This is a genomic window from Pseudomonas sp. OVF7 (genome assembly GCF_030644265.1).
In the GTDB taxonomy this organism is placed as follows: domain Bacteria; phylum Pseudomonadota; class Gammaproteobacteria; order Pseudomonadales; family Pseudomonadaceae; genus Aquipseudomonas; species Aquipseudomonas gorinensis.
The window spans coordinates 6,664,575-6,679,591 of sequence record NZ_CP128996.1 but is presented as its reverse complement, the minus strand read 5'-3'; the positions used below and the strand labels follow the sequence as shown (position 1 = coordinate 6,679,591).

General features: G+C 56.7%; 12 protein-coding genes, 2 tRNA genes and 1 rRNA gene. 12 read left to right on the top strand and 3 right to left on the bottom strand.

Annotation, left to right across the window (positions count from 1 at the left end; translation table 11 throughout):
• Positions 1-51: 51 nt before the first annotated feature.
• From QU606_RS30430 to QU606_RS30420, 3 genes are all read right to left on the bottom strand, one after another.
• Positions 52-324 (bottom strand): TfoX/Sxy family protein, encoded by a 273-nt coding sequence (locus QU606_RS30430; protein WP_024077412.1) that lies wholly within the window; start codon positions 322-324, stop codon positions 52-54.
• A gap of 202 nt (positions 325-526) precedes the next feature.
• Positions 527-871 carry a pentapeptide repeat-containing protein gene (locus QU606_RS30425; protein WP_024077411.1) on the bottom strand — a complete coding sequence of 115 codons (345 nt, stop codon included), beginning with the start codon at positions 869-871 and terminating at the stop codon, positions 527-529.
• Between the two features lie 92 nt (positions 872-963).
• Complete coding sequence (locus QU606_RS30420; RefSeq protein WP_304997933.1) at positions 964-2,520, bottom strand: bifunctional aminoglycoside phosphotransferase/ATP-binding protein; 1,557 nt, start codon at positions 2,518-2,520, stop codon at positions 964-966.
• A 118-nt stretch (positions 2,521-2,638) separates the two neighbouring features.
• Between QU606_RS30420 and mrcB the strand changes: the two genes are divergently transcribed.
• The 12 genes from mrcB to QU606_RS30360 all read left to right on the top strand — a co-directional run bounded on the left by mrcB (position 2,639) and on the right by QU606_RS30360 (position 14,803).
• Positions 2,639-4,963, top strand: coding sequence for a penicillin-binding protein 1B (gene mrcB / locus QU606_RS30415; RefSeq protein WP_024077409.1), 2,325 nt, complete (start codon positions 2,639-2,641; stop codon positions 4,961-4,963).
• A gap of 16 nt (positions 4,964-4,979) precedes the next feature.
• Complete coding sequence (locus QU606_RS30410) at positions 4,980-5,714, top strand: M48 family metallopeptidase (protein ID WP_024077408.1); 735 nt, start codon at positions 4,980-4,982, stop codon at positions 5,712-5,714.
• Positions 5,714-6,043, top strand: a complete 330-nt coding sequence (locus QU606_RS30405) for a YqcC family protein (RefSeq protein WP_024077407.1) — start codon at positions 5,714-5,716, stop codon at positions 6,041-6,043. Before QU606_RS30410 ends, QU606_RS30405 begins: the two co-directional genes overlap by 1 nt.
• 431 nt (positions 6,044-6,474) lie before the next feature.
• Positions 6,475-8,199 carry an acetolactate synthase 3 large subunit gene (locus QU606_RS30400; RefSeq protein WP_041161297.1) on the top strand — a complete coding sequence of 575 codons (1,725 nt, stop codon included), beginning with the start codon at positions 6,475-6,477 and terminating at the stop codon, positions 8,197-8,199.
• 2 nt (positions 8,200-8,201) lie between these two features.
• Positions 8,202-8,693, top strand: a complete 492-nt coding sequence (ilvN, locus tag QU606_RS30395) for an acetolactate synthase small subunit (protein ID WP_003176102.1) — start codon at positions 8,202-8,204, stop codon at positions 8,691-8,693.
• A 47-nt stretch (positions 8,694-8,740) separates the two neighbouring features.
• Entirely contained in the window at positions 8,741-9,757 is a 1,017-nt protein-coding gene (gene ilvC / locus QU606_RS30390; RefSeq protein ID WP_003176099.1) for a ketol-acid reductoisomerase, read from the top strand.
• A gap of 144 nt (positions 9,758-9,901) precedes the next feature.
• Positions 9,902-10,759 (top strand): CDP-diacylglycerol--serine O-phosphatidyltransferase, encoded by an 858-nt coding sequence (pssA, locus tag QU606_RS30385; protein ID WP_024077405.1) that lies wholly within the window; start codon positions 9,902-9,904, stop codon positions 10,757-10,759.
• A 63-nt stretch (positions 10,760-10,822) separates the two neighbouring features.
• Positions 10,823-11,836 carry a protein-methionine-sulfoxide reductase catalytic subunit MsrP gene (gene msrP / locus QU606_RS30380; RefSeq protein ID WP_102623715.1) on the top strand — a complete coding sequence of 338 codons (1,014 nt, stop codon included), beginning with the start codon at positions 10,823-10,825 and terminating at the stop codon, positions 11,834-11,836.
• Positions 11,836-12,456, top strand: a complete 621-nt coding sequence (gene msrQ, locus QU606_RS30375) for a protein-methionine-sulfoxide reductase heme-binding subunit MsrQ (RefSeq protein ID WP_304997932.1) — start codon at positions 11,836-11,838, stop codon at positions 12,454-12,456. Before msrP ends, msrQ begins: the two co-directional genes overlap by 1 nt.
• A 544-nt stretch (positions 12,457-13,000) precedes the next feature.
• Positions 13,001-14,537, top strand: a 16S ribosomal RNA gene (locus QU606_RS30370).
• 83 nt (positions 14,538-14,620) lie between these two features.
• Positions 14,621-14,697, top strand: a tRNA-Ile gene (locus QU606_RS30365).
• 30 nt (positions 14,698-14,727) lie between these two features.
• Positions 14,728-14,803 (top strand) — tRNA-Ala (locus QU606_RS30360).
• Positions 14,804-15,017: the final 214 nt, after the last annotated feature.

Sequence of the window (15,017 nt, the reverse complement as noted above, 5' to 3'; positions counted from 1 at the left end):
TTCTCAAACACGCGTTCGAAAAGCCTGTAGATACTGTATGGGCTTGCCGGTCTAATTTTTCTGGCGTGTGGAAATAGCGTCCAATTGACGGTTCAACGCTTCCTTGCGCTCGGCAGGGAGGTCGTTCCAGTGCACATCCATCAATGCCCCTTCGATTGCATACAGCAATACTTTGGATGCGCGGAACCCTCGGGTGCGTACCGCTCGATAAGCATCCACAGCTCCCAGGCGGCGCAAGTCGGATGCGCTGTGGATACCCACCGCATGCAGCCACTGCGCCGACGTCTTGCCAAGGTTTTTAAGGTGTTGCAGCTCATCGTTCATCAAGCCTCCTTGCGACGGCCGAATGGTGCGGTGGGTATCGTGACCAGGCAAGTCTGAAAGGAGTGTAGCGTTCAGTAGGAAAAGCGTAGTTCTTTGGCCAGGAACGGCGCAAAAGCTTATAAGAATGGGGCGAGGTTTTTGACGGCGGGCAGGCGTGAAGCCCCGGCACGCTGTATGCGCAGCCGGGGTTGGGGGCAGGGGATTACTTGGTGCGGTAGCGCAGGCGCGTGCCAAAGTTGACCGACATGAGGATCTCATCGGCAGTCAATTCAGGCGGAAAGTAGGTCCCCGAAATCTGCGCATGGGCCAGGCTGGCGCCCTCCAGTGAGCAGTCGCGCAAGTCCAGGCCGCGCAAGTCGGCAGAGCGGAAGTACGCGTCGGTGAAATCTACCCCTGCGGCGTTCAGGTCACGCAGGTCCAAACCTCGGAAGTCGCCACCACGCATGTCGATAACGCCGTCTTTGGGACGTTCCTGATTGAAGCCTCGGATATCGTCTTTATGCAGGAGCGAGTAGAGCGGTGTATCGAGAAGCTTCGGCTGACTCATGATGTCGATACCTGTTGGATTTATGACGCCATTATAGTGCCACTATTCCCTGGTTGCGCGCCGAAGACGACGACGCAGCCAAGAATTTTTTCTTACAAACCCGGCAGGCGCTGACGGATGTGCGCTACCAATGCGTCCAGTGTCCCACTTTCATTGGTTTCGACGCGCTTGCTCAGGAGTAGCTCCTCGGCCGTGAGTGGGTCGCGATGGGCTTGCTGTTCTTCGATAACAGCCAGGGTGGCGTCGGAAGGGTCGTTTTTATCGGCCTGACGTTGAGCCAGCCAACTGGTGATGACGGCTTGTGGTGCGTTGCAGTCCAGGATCAGGAAGGGCGCGCCGGTCGCTTCGGCGACCTTGGCCGCGGCGTCGCGCTGGTCGCGCTTCAAGAAGGTGGCATCCAGCACCACCGGGAAGCCGGCCCGCAGGATGGTATCGGCCATCTCGTTCAGGCGCGCGTAGGTTTTTGCACTCGCATCGGCGGCATAGATGCCGGCCTGTGGGGTGTTTTCCACTTGTTGCTCGCCAAACAAGCGCTTGCGTTCCACGTCCGAGCGCAGGCGAATGGCACCCAGCGCTTCCACCAGGCGCATTGCTACATGGCTTTTGCCGACCGCTGACACGCCATGGGTAATGGCCAGGAAACGTGAGGGAATGGTGCTATAGCTTTCTGCCAGGTTGGCATAGTTGCGGTACTGGCGCAGGGTGGTGGCGCGGCGCACCGGGTCTGCTTCGCTTGGCATGCTGAACAGCGAAACCTTGGCCCGTACCAGTGCACGGTACGCTTTATAGAAGTTCAGTACTTCAAGGCCGCGATAGTCGCCGGTCAGTTCCAGATATTGGCTGATAAAACGGCGCGCCAGGGATTTGAGGCCGCGGTCTTCCAAGTCCATGGCCAGGAAGGCGGTGTCGGCATACACATCGGTGAAGCGGAACGGCTCGTTGAACTCGATGCAGTCGAAGATCACCACATGGCCATCGATCAGGGTGGCGTTGCCGAGGTGGATATCACCGTGGCACTCGCGGGTGAAACCATCGAGCTTGCGTTGTGCAAGTAGGGGCTTGAGGCGCTCGAAGCTGCTTTCGGCCCAGGCTTGAAGGGCTTCAAGTTGCACCAGGTCGGCCTTGTCGCTGAGGAGTGGGCGGATCTGTTCAAAGTTTTGCCGTACGGGCGCCATCACTTCGTCTGGGGTGCCGGCCGGGTGATCTTGGGGGACTTTGGGGGCCGTGAGATGAAAGTGCGCGATTTGCTTGGCCATTTCATCGATGTGCGCGCTGGTCAACTCGCCATTGGCTTGCAGGGTGCTGAGCAGCTGGCTCTGTGGGAACTGGCGCATTTTCAGCGCGTATTCGATCACCGGGCCTTCACCGCCCAATTGCGGTGCTTCGGCAGTGCCGGTAATTGGCAACACTTCAAGATACAAATCTTGGGTAAGGCGCTGGTTGAGGCGCAGCTCTTCCCGGCAGAAATGACCGCGATCCTTCAGGTCGGTGAAGTCCAGAAAGCCGAAGTTCATTGGCTTCTTCAGTTTGTAGGCGTAGGGGCCGGTCAGTATCACCCATGAAATATGGGTCTCGATGACTTGAAACGCTTCGACTGGATGGGGGTATAGGGCCGGGTTTTGCAGGGCGGTGATCAGGGACTGGCTCACGGGCGATCCTTCAGAGTCTTGGGAAATTCATGGCAGGCATTATGGCCGCTACGCACGGTCGTGCAAACCGCTGTCCGGCTCATGTTGATCATCAATAAAGTGCGTATAATCCGCCGCCATGACTCGATCCCGATCTCCCCGTTCCCGTAAAAAACCTCCTTCCCGCGGCCTGCGCCCATGGCTGGGTTGGGCGCTCAAGCTCAGCCTTGTGGGCCTCGTCGTGCTCGCCGGCTTCGCGGTATATCTCGACGCTGTGGTCCAGGAGAAATTCTCCGGCAAGCGTTGGACTATCCCGGCCAAGGTGTATGCCCGCCCCTTGGAGCTGTTCACCGGCCAGAAGCTGAGCAAGGATGACTTCCTTACCGAACTCGACGCCTTGGGCTACCGCCGCGAACCCGTGAGTAACGGGCCTGGCGCGGCAGCCGTCAGCGGTAACACTGTCGATTTGAATACCCGTGGCTTCCAGTTCTATGAGGGCCTGGAAAAAGCCCAGCCGGTGCGGGTGCGTTTTTCCGGCGACTATGTGGCCGAGCTGTCGTCACTCAATGGCTCCAAGCTGCCGGTGGTTCGCCTAGAACCCCTGATGATCGGCGGGATTTACCCGAAGAACCTTGAAGATCGTATCCTGATCAAGCTTGATCAGGTGCCGCCGTACCTGCTGGAAACCCTGGTCGCTGTGGAGGACCGCGATTTCTACAGCCACTGGGGCGTCTCGCCGAAGTCGATTGCCCGTGCCATCTGGGTCAACACCTCCGGCGGCAAAATGACCCAGGGCGGCAGTACGCTGACCCAGCAGTTGGTGAAGAACTTCTACCTGACCAATGAGCGCAGCCTTACTCGCAAACTGACCGAAGCCATGATGGCGATGCTGCTGGAGCTGCACTACAGCAAGCAGGAAATCCTCGAGGCTTACCTCAACGAGGTATTCGTCGGCCAGGATGGCCAGCGCGCGGTGCACGGTTTCGGTCTGGCCAGCCAGTTCTTTTTCGGCCAGCCACTCTCCGAGCTGAAGCTGCATCAGGTTGCGTTGTTGGTGGGGATGGTCAAGGGGCCTTCCTACTACAACCCTCGTCGTAATCCTGAGCGTGCGCTTGAACGCCGCAACCTGGTGCTCGATGTATTGGAGCAGCAGGGCGTGGCCACGGCCGAACAAGTCGCCGCAGCGAAGAAAATGCCACTGGGTGTGACCACTCGCGGCAAGCTGGCCGACAGCTCCTTCCCTGGCTTTATCGACCTGGTCAAGCGTCAACTGCGTGAAGACTACCGCGACGAAGACTTGACCGAAGAGGGCCTGCGGATCTTCACCAGTTTCGATCCGATCCTGCAGATGAAGGCCGAAGCGTCGGTCAACGACACCTTCAAACGCCTGACAGGCCGTAAAGGCTCCGACGAAGTCGAAGCGGCCATGGTCGTGACTAACCCGGAAACCGGCGAAGTCCAGGCGATGATCGGCAGTCGCCAGGCCAGTTTCGCTGGTTTCAACCGCGCCCTCGATGCCGTGCGCCCCATCGGCTCGCTGGTCAAGCCGGCGGTCTACCTGACGGCGTTGGAAAAACCGAGCAAATACACGCTGACCAGTTGGCTGTCGGATGACCCGCTGTCTGTCAAAGGTGCCGATGGCCAGGTGTGGACGCCGCAGAACTTCGATCGCCGCTCCCATGGCACGATCTTCCTGTACCAGGGCTTGGCGCATTCCTACAACATTTCCACGTCGCGGCTGGGTCTTGAAGTGGGGGTGCCGAATGTTCTCAAGACACTGGCACGCCTGGGCATTACCCGTGAATTCCCGGCCTTCCCATCGATGCTGCTGGGGGCCGGTGCGATGACGCCGATGGAAGTGGCGACCATGTACCAGACCCTCGCCAACGGTGGTTTCAATACGCCGATGCGCGGCATTCGCAGTGTGCTGACAGCCGAAGGCGAGCCGCTCAAGCGCTATCCATTCCAGATACAGCAGCGTTTCGATGCGGGCTCCATCTACCTGATCCAGAACGGTATGCAACGTGTGATGCGTGAAGGTACCGGCAGCTCTGTCTATAAAGTGCTGCCGTCGAACCTGACGCTGGCCGGCAAGACCGGTACCAGTAACGACTCCCGTGACAGCTGGTTCGCCGGTTTTGGCCAGGATGTGCTGGCCGTGGTGTGGCTGGGGCGTGATGATAATGGCAAGACGCCGTTTACTGGTGCGACCGGTGCGCTGCAAGTCTGGACCAGTTTCATGCGCAAGGCTGATCCGCTGCCGCTGAATATGCCGCAGCCGGACAATATCGTGCAGGCCTGGATTGATCCGCATACCGGCCAGGGCTCCGATGCCAACTGTCCGGGCGCGGTGCAGATGCCGTATATTCGCGGCAGTGAACCACCACCCGGTGCTGCGTGCGGTGGCAGTGCCCCTGCTGACGCGGAATCGGTGATGGATTGGGTCAAGGGCTGGATGAATTAAGCAAAGAGGGTTTCAAGTGAACAAGTGGTGGATTCCAGCTATTACAGCTCTGGCTTTGCTCGGCGGCTGCTCCAGCGTGCAGCGCGGTTCCATTCCCGTGGTGGACTCGAGCACGGCCGTTTCCAATAACGACCGGATCTCGGCCAATGGCGGGTTCCGTCAGACCGTGACCAAGCGCCCCGTACAAGCCGCAACCCAGGCCGTCCCACAGGATTCGGGCGTGGTGGTGATGGTGCCAGGTGCCGGCGCGGCAACGGCGGCACCGATCAGCGCGGAACCTTGGACGCCTGGCCCAAGTACGTCGGGGCCGATTGATTCCACGCCGATCCAAACGGCACCGATCAACCAAGGCACCTACAACATGCCTTCGACGCCAAGCGGTATTCCGTCGTCCTCGAGCGCTGGCGGCCTGTCCGCTGACGAGCAACTGGATGGCCCGGTGCTGGCGTTGCTGACCACCGCGCAACAGCAACAGGCCGGTGGCGACCTGAATGGCGCATCGTCGAGCCTCGAGCGTGCCCAGCGCGTAGCGCCACGCGAACCGCAAGTGCTGTATCGCCTGGCCCAGGTACGCATGGCCCAGGGCGATGCACCGCAAGCCGAGCAGTTCGCCCGTCGTGGCCTCACCCTGGCGAACGGTCGTCCTGACCTGCAAGCCAGCCTGTGGGCCTTGATCGGTGATGCTCGTGCCGCACAAGGTGATGCTGCCGGCGCTGCGCAGGCTCGGCAAAAAGCCAAGGTCAGCCTCTGATGGATGCGCGTTTTCCAGCAATTGCCGAACAGTTATTGCTGATTGAGCGCGAATTGCGCACGCAGGGATGGTGGGACGAAAAGTCCCCCAGTGCTGAGGCTCTGAGCAGTGTCGAGCCCTTTTCGGTGGATACGCTGGACTTTCACCAGTGGCTGCAATGGATCTTCCTGGTGCGCATGAAGCAGATCCTCGAGCAGGATCTGCCATTGCCCAATGCATCAGGGATCCTGGAGATGGCGGAGATGGTTTACGCCGATCGCCCGCTTGAGAGCCTTGGCTTGCGCAATGCGCTGAAAAAGTTCGACCAATTGATCGTCGACGCTCGTTAATTGCATGGCTGCCGGCTTTTCCGGCAGTCTTGCGCACATTTCTACCGCTTGACGACATTCAGGCGAGTTTTATCCCTCCTCAAAGGCCTTTCTTCTGCGTTCTCATGCGCTTAGTTGGAAAAAAGCGCAATTATTGCTTGACTTGAAGGGCCTGAAACAGAAGAATCCAAAGTCCGCTGTATCGGGACTGCCAGAAGCAGGCCCGCTCAGCAGATCATGAGGCGCACATCCGCGCCGACCTGTTACACCCGCAACGCGTTACCTCGCGCTGGGTGGGAAAAGCCCGCAACACTTGGGACGATCCCAATACTTGCTCAGTCAGTGCTGACGTAGTCGGCGACCACCGTCGCTCATGCTCTGTTGAGAAGTAAACCTATTAAGACCCGTCGGTTTTCAACGGACGGTATTCTGGCGTTTTAGAGGTGAACAACGTGGAGCTTTTATCTGGCGGTGAGATGCTCGTCCGCTTTTTGCGTGACGAAGGCGTCGACTATATCTACGGGTACCCAGGTGGTGCTCTGCTGCATGTCTACGACGCACTGTTCAAGGAGCCGGCTGTTACCCACATCCTGGTCCGCCACGAACAGGCTGCGACCCATATGGCTGACGGTTATGCCCGTGCCACCGGTAAAGCCGGCGTGGTACTGGTCACGTCCGGCCCAGGCGCAACCAATGCCATTACCGGCATTGCGACTGCTTATATGGACTCCATCCCGATGGTGATCATTTCCGGCCAGGTCGCTAGCACCATGGTTGGTACCGATGCATTCCAGGAAACCGACATGATCGGTATCTCCCGGCCGATCGTGAAACACAGCTTCATGATCAAGCATGCCTCGGAAATCCCGGAAGTCATGAAGAAGGCCTTCTACCTCGCGCAGTCCGGTCGCCCGGGTCCTGTGGTGGTCGATATCCCGAAAGACATGACCAACCCGGCTGAGAAATTCGAATACGTATTCCCCAAGAAAGCCAAGCTGCGCTCCTACAGCCCGGCTGTTCGTGGGCACTCGGGGCAAATTCGCAAGGCGGCAGAAATGCTCCTGGCGGCCAAGCGCCCTGTGCTTTACTCGGGCGGTGGCGTGATCCTGGGCGGCGGTTCTGCACCGCTGACCGAACTGGCCAAGCTGCTTAACCTGCCGGTCACCAACACCCTGATGGGCCTCGGCGCATTCCCGGGAACGGACCGTCAGTTCGTCGGTATGCTCGGCATGCACGGCAGCTACACCGCCAACCTTGCCATGCACCACGCCGACGTGATCCTGGCCGTGGGCGCGCGGTTCGATGACCGTGTGATCAATGGCGCGAGCAAATTTTGCCCGAACGCCAAGATCATCCATATCGACATCGATCCGGCGTCCATCTCCAAGACCATCAAGGCCGACGTGCCGATCGTGGGACCTGTAGAGAGCGTGTTGACCGAAATGGTCGCCGCGCTCAAGGACATCGGCGAAACGCCAAACAAGGAGTCGGTTGCCAGCTGGTGGAAGCAGATCGACGAATGGCGCGGTGATCGCGGCTTGTTCCCTTACGACAAGGGCGACGGCAGCATCATCAAGCCACAAACCGTGATCGAGACCCTGTGCGAAGTGACCAAGGGCGACGCCTTTGTGACCTCCGATGTGGGCCAGCACCAGATGTTCGCCGCGCAGTACTACAAGTTCGACAAGCCCAATCGTTGGATCAACTCCGGTGGCCTGGGCACGATGGGCTTTGGTTTTCCTGCGGCCATGGGGGTGAAATTGAGCTTCCCGGAGACTGACGTCGCGTGCGTCACCGGTGAAGGCAGTATCCAGATGAACATTCAGGAACTGTCGACGTGCCTGCAGTATGGTCTTCCGGTGAAGATTGTCTGCCTGAACAACGGCGTGCTGGGCATGGTTCGTCAGTGGCAGGACATGAGTTACAACAGCCGTCACTCCCATTCCTACATGGAATCGCTGCCGGATTTTGTCAAATTGGTTGAAGCCTATGGCCACGTCGGCATGCGCATCACTGACTTGAAAGATCTGAAGCCGAAAATGGAAGAGGCGTTCGCCATGAAAGATCGTCTGGTGTTCATCGATATTCAGGTGGATACCAGTGAGCACGTCTACCCGATGCAGATCAAAGACGGCTCTATGCGCGACATGTGGCTGAACAAGACGGAGCGTACTTAATCATGCGGCATATTATCTCCCTGCTTCTGGAGAACGAACCCGGCGCTCTGTCTCGTGTTGTCGGTCTGTTTTCGCAACGCAACTACAACATCGAAAGCCTGACCGTGGCGCCGACCGAAGACCCGACCCTGTCGCGCCTGACGTTGACCACCGTTGGCCACGATGAAGTGATCGAACAGATCACCAAGAACCTCAACAAGCTGATCGAAGTGGTCAAGCTGGTCGACCTGTCGGAAAGTGCCCACATCGAGCGCGAGCTGATGCTGGTTAAAGTCAAGGCCACGGGTGCTCAACGTGCCGAGATCAAGCGGACTACCGACATTTATCGCGGGCAGATCGTCGATGTGAGCGCCAGCGTTTATACCGTGCAACTGACCGGTACGAGCGACAAACTGGACAGCTTCATCCAGTCGATCGGGACGGCCTCGATTCTGGAAACCGTACGCAGTGGTGTCACCGGGATTGCCCGTGGCGACAAAGTACTCAGCATCTAACCCAAATTAGTGAATGGCCTCACGGCCTGGATATATAGAGGAACCTCATGAAAGTTTATTACGATAAAGATTGTGACCTGTCGATCATCCAGGGCAAGAAAGTCGCCATCATTGGCTACGGTTCCCAAGGTCACGCCCAGGCGTGCAACCTGAAAGATTCCGGCGTTGACGTGACTGTTGGCCTGCGTAAAGGCTCGGCCACTGTTGCCAAGGCTGAAGCCCATGGCCTGAAAGTGACCGACGTTGCTTCCGCTGTTGCGGCTGCCGACCTGGTCATGATCCTGACCCCGGACGAGTTCCAGTCCGCGCTGTACAAGAACGAAATCGAGCCGAACATCAAGAAGGGCGCCACCCTGGCCTTCTCCCACGGCTTCGCGATTCACTACAACCAAGTCGTGCCACGCGCCGACCTGGACGTGATCATGATCGCGCCGAAAGCGCCGGGTCACACTGTGCGTTCCGAGTTCGTCAAAGGTGGCGGTATCCCTGACCTGATCGCTATCTACCAGGACGCCTCGGGCAACGCCAAAAACGTTGCGCTGTCCTACGCTGCTGGCGTGGGTGGCGGTCGTACCGGCATCATCGAAACCACTTTCAAGGACGAGACTGAAACCGACCTGTTCGGCGAACAAGCCGTTCTGTGCGGCGGTACCGTTGAGCTGGTCAAGGCCGGTTTCGAGACGCTGGTTGAAGCTGGCTACGCGCCGGAAATGGCCTACTTCGAATGCCTGCACGAACTGAAGCTGATCGTTGACCTCATGTACGAAGGCGGTATCGCCAACATGAACTACTCGATCTCCAACAACGCTGAGTACGGCGAATACGTGACTGGCCCAGAAGTGATTAACGCCGAGTCCCGTCAGGCTATGCGCAACGCCCTGAAACGTATTCAGGACGGTGAATACGCCAAAATGTTCATCAGCGAAGGTGCCACCGGCTACCCTTCGATGACCGCCAAGCGTCGTAACAATGCCGCTCACGGTATTGAAGTCATCGGCGAGCAACTGCGCTCCATGATGCCGTGGATCGGTGCCAACAAGATCGTCGACAAAGCCAAGAACTAAGTCGTACGCATCAAGGGAAAACGCGGCTTAGGCCGCGTTTTTTCGTTTGGGAGCCTGGTTCTGGTATAAAGCTGCATCGTTTGCGGGCGAACACTCGCCGCAAGTATTTGTCGAATTTTTTCACACCGTTGCAAGGTAAAGTCCATGAGCGAACGTCCCGAAGAGCCAAGCCAGGCTTCTGACGCCGAAAGCCTGCTACCGATCGATGAGCATGTCGAAGAAGGGCATGACGCTGAAGGCCGCAAGGTCCGGCATCGTGGCATCTATCTTCTGCCCAACCTGTTCACCACGGCGAACCTGTTTGCCGGTTTCTATTCCATCATCAACTCCATGAGTGCCCAAAGCGCCCTGGCTGCTGGTGATGCCGCAAGTGCGAGCAAATACTTCGGTTTTGCCGCCATCGCAATCTTCGTGGCCATGGTGCTCGACGGCCTGGATGGGCGCGTGGCCCGTATGACCAATACCCAAAGTGCCTTCGGTGCCGAGTATGACTCGCTGTCGGACATGGTGGCCTTTGGCGTCGCTCCGGCGTTGCTGGCGTTCGCTTGGGCGCTGGGCGATATGGGCAAGGTCGGCTGGATGGTTGCTTTCATCTATGTTGCTGGGGCTGCGTTGCGTCTGGCGCGTTTCAATACCCAGGTCGGTAAGGCTGACAAGCGTTACTTCATTGGCTTGGCCAGCCCTGCTGCTGCCGGTGTCGTGGCGGGTATCGTCTGGGCGTTCAGTGACTACGGTATCCAGGGGTCGAAGATGTCGTTCCTGGTGGCCTTGATGGTTGCGGCGGCCGGCATGCTGATGGTCAGTAACATCAAGTACAACAGCTTCAAGGAGTTCGACCTGAAGGGGAGGGTGCCTTTCGTTGCGATTCTGGTGGTGGTGCTGGTGTTTGCGGTCGTCTTCAGTGATCCGCCGCGTATCCTGCTGCTGGCGTTCCTTGTCTATGCGGCCTCCGGCCCGATTCAGTATCTGCTGCATCTGCGTCGGGACAAAACGTTGCCTTAATGTAATTTCCCCCATACTCCGCAGTCTATTGGTGCATCAGTTCTCCAATGCTGCGGAGTTGCCATGTTAATCAAATTGCCTAAAGCGTCCGATTGCCACGAATCGGATGTCACGCCTGAGTCTTTCTACCTATCCCGCCGCAGCTTGCTCGGTGGTGCGCTGGCGGGTGTTGCTGCCAGTAGCCTGCCGCGTTGGGCGAGTGCTGGCGAACCCACGCGTTATGCCGATGTCGAGCCGGGTAAGGCTCCAGGTTGGTTTGCCGAGAAACTGACTGCTACGAAATGGCAGGCGGTGACGGTAAAGGACGAGGCTATCACCCCGTTCAAGGATGCGACCCACTACAACAACTTCTATGAGTTCGGTACGGATAAGGGGGATCCAGCATCCAATGCGGGGTCACTCAAGACTGAGCCTTGGAGTGTTGTGATTGATGGCGAGGTCGCGAAGCCTGGGCGTTATGCCCTGGAAGACTTCATGAAGCCTTACCTGTTGGAAGAGCGTATCTATCGTCTGCGCTGTGTCGAGGCGTGGTCGATGGTCATTCCATGGATTGGCTTTCCTATATCAGCTTTGCTCAAACAGGTTGAGCCAACCTCCAGGGCCAAGTACATCCGCTTTGAAACGCTCCAGGACCCCAAGAGCATGCCGGGGCAGCGTTCAAGTTTCGCCTTGATCGACTGGCCCTATGTAGAAGGGCTGCGCCTGGATGAGGCAATGAATCCGTTGGCGATCCTTGCGGTGGGGATGTATGGACGAGAATTGCCCAATCAGAATGGCGCGCCCTTGCGTCTGGTGGTGCCGTGGAAATATGGTTTCAAGAGCGTGAAGTCCATTGTGCGAATCAGCCTGGTGAGCGAGCAGCCCAAGACCACGTGGCAGAGCATCGCGTCAGACGAATATGGGTTCTATGCGAATGTGAACCCTACAGTCGACCATCCTCGGTGGACGCAAGCGCGGGAGCGTCGTCTGCCGAGTGGCTTGTTCAGTCCGAATGTGCGCGAGACGCAGATGTTCAATGGTTACTCGGATGAAGTCGCCTCTTTATATACCGGCCTCGATTTACGGAAGAACTACTGATGCGTTATCCGATTTGGCGCATCGGCGTATTCCTGTCCATCATGGTGTGGCCCCTGTTCTGGCTATATGAAGCATGGAGCTTTGCTCTGGGGCCGGATCCAGGGAAAGTGCTGGTTGATCGGTTGGGGTTAGGGACCTTGATCCTGCTGCTGATCACGCTCGCAATGACGCCGTTGCAGAAGTTGAGCGGTTGGGCGGGATGGATAGTCGTACGCCGCCAGCTGGGGTTGTGGTGTTTTGCTTATGTAGTGCTGCACCTGGCAGCGTATTGCGTATTTGTCCTGGGCCTTGATTGGTCGCAGTTGGGTGTGGAGTTGCGCAAGCGGCCTTACATTATTGTAGGTGCGTTGGGGTTCCTCTCTCTGCTGATGCTGGCAGCTACTTCGAATCGCTATAGTCAACGCCGGCTAGGTAGTCGTTGGAAGAAGCTGCATCGCCTTGTGTACGTGATTCTCGGGCTCGGCTTACTGCACATGCTGTGGATTGTACGGGCCGATCTGAAAGAGTGGTCTATCTATGCGGCTATTGGCGCGTTGCTTCTCGTATTGCGGATACCGCCAGTAGCCCGTCGAATTCCCCGCCTTATTGCGAAAAAAGCACCTTCTGCGACAAAAGCGTAATTAACGCTTGACGGCAGATTCTGGAAGTCTATAATTCGCCCCACTTTCGGCGCAGTCGAAACGGAAAACTCCTTGGTAAACAAAGAGTTACGCAAGATTCGACAGCGGCCTGCTTCAGTTCATCGAAGCCCAGAAGGAGTTGGTAGAGCAGTGTCGTTCGGCTCTATTAACGTTTCGATCCTCTCGGTCGAAAGCGGAGAAAAAGAGGTGTTGACAGCAGCGTGTAACGCTGTAGAATTCGCCTCCCGCTAACGAGAGATCGGAAGCGCAAGTGGTTGAAGTTACAAAGGAAACTTTGAAAACTTCTGAAAATAATCACTTGACAGCAAATGAGGCTGCTGTAGAATGCGCGCCTCGGTTGAGACGAAAGATCTTAACCAACCGCTCTTTAACAACTGAATCAAGCAATTCGTGTGGGTGCTTGTGGAGTCAGACTGATAGTCAACAAGATTATCAGCATCACAAGTTACTCCGCGAGAAATCAAAGATGTAACCAACGATTGCTGAGCCAAGTTTAGGGTTTCTTAAAAACCCAAAGATGTTTGAACTGAAGAGTTTGATCATGGCTCAGATTGAACGCTGGCGGCAGGCCTAACACATGCAAGTCGAGCGGTAGAGAGAAGCTTGCTTCTCTTGAGAGCGGCGGACGGGTGAGTAATGCCTAGGAATCTGCCTGGTAGTGGGGGATAACGTTCGGAAACGGACGCTAATACCGCATACGTCCTACGGGAGAAAGCAGGGGACCTTCGGGCCTTGCGCTATCAGATGAGCCTAGGTCGGATTAGCTAGTTGGTGAGGTAATGGCTCACCAAGGCGACGATCCGTAACTGGTCTGAGAGGATGATCAGTCACACTGGAACTGAGACACGGTCCAGACTCCTACGGGAGGCAGCAGTGGGGAATATTGGACAATGGGCGAAAGCCTGATCCAGCCATGCCGCGTGTGTGAAGAAGGTCTTCGGATTGTAAAGCACTTTAAGTTGGGAGGAAGGGCAGTTACCTAATACGTGATTGTTTTGACGTTACCGACAGAATAAGCACCGGCTAACTCTGTGCCAGCAGCCGCGGTAATACAGAGGGTGCAAGCGTTAATCGGAATTACTGGGCGTAAAGCGCGCGTAGGTGGTTAGTTAAGTTGGATGTGAAATCCCCGGGCTCAACCTGGGAACTGCATTCAAAACTGACTGACTAGAGTATGGTAGAGGGTGGTGGAATTTCCTGTGTAGCGGTGAAATGCGTAGATATAGGAAGGAACACCAGTGGCGAAGGCGACCACCTGGACTGATACTGACACTGAGGTGCGAAAGCGTGGGGAGCAAACAGGATTAGATACCCTGGTAGTCCACGCCGTAAACGATGTCAACTAGCCGTTGGGAGCCTTGAGCTCTTAGTGGCGCAGCTAACGCATTAAGTTGACCGCCTGGGGAGTACGGCCGCAAGGTTAAAACTCAAATGAATTGACGGGGGCCCGCACAAGCGGTGGAGCATGTGGTTTAATTCGAAGCAACGCGAAGAACCTTACCAGGCCTTGACATCCAATGAACTTTCTAGAGATAGATTGGTGCCTTCGGGAACATTGAGACAGGTGCTGCATGGCTGTCGTCAGCTCGTGTCGTGAGATGTTGGGTTAAGTCCCGTAACGAGCGCAACCCTTGTCCTTAGTTACCAGCACGTTATGGTGGGCACTCTAAGGAGACTGCCGGTGACAAACCGGAGGAAGGTGGGGATGACGTCAAGTCATCATGGCCCTTACGGCCTGGGCTACACACGTGCTACAATGGTCGGTACAGAGGGTTGCCAAGCCGCGAGGTGGAGCTAATCCCATAAAACCGATCGTAGTCCGGATCGCAGTCTGCAACTCGACTGCGTGAAGTCGGAATCGCTAGTAATCGCGAATCAGAATGTCGCGGTGAATACGTTCCCGGGCCTTGTACACACCGCCCGTCACACCATGGGAGTGGGTTGCACCAGAAGTAGCTAGTCTAACCTTCGGGGGGACGGTTACCACGGTGTGATTCATGACTGGGGTGAAGTCGTAACAAGGTAGCCGTAGGGGAACCTGCGGCTGGATCACCTCCTTAATCGACGACATCAGCTGCTCCATAAGTTCCCACACGAATTGCTTGATTCATTGAAGAAGACGATAAAGAAGCAGCCCGAAATTGGGTCTGTAGCTCAGTTGGTTAGAGCGCACCCCTGATAAGGGTGAGGTCGGCAGTTCGAATCTGCCCAGACCCACCAATTTTGTGTGGGAAACGCCTGTAGAAATACGGGGCCATAGCTCAGCTGGGAGAGCGCCTGCCTTGCACGCAGGAGGTCAACGGTTCGATCCCGTTTGGCTCCACCACTACTGCTTCTAGACGTTGAAAGCTTAGAAATGAGCATTCCATCACTGCGATGGTGAATGTTGATTTCTAGTCTTTGATTAGATCGTTCTTTAAAAATTTGGGTATGTGATAGAAAGATAGACTGAACGTTACTTTCACTGGTAACGGATCAGGCTAAGGTAAAATTTGTGAGTTCTCTTAGTTGAGAAATTCGAATTTTCGGCGAATGTCGTC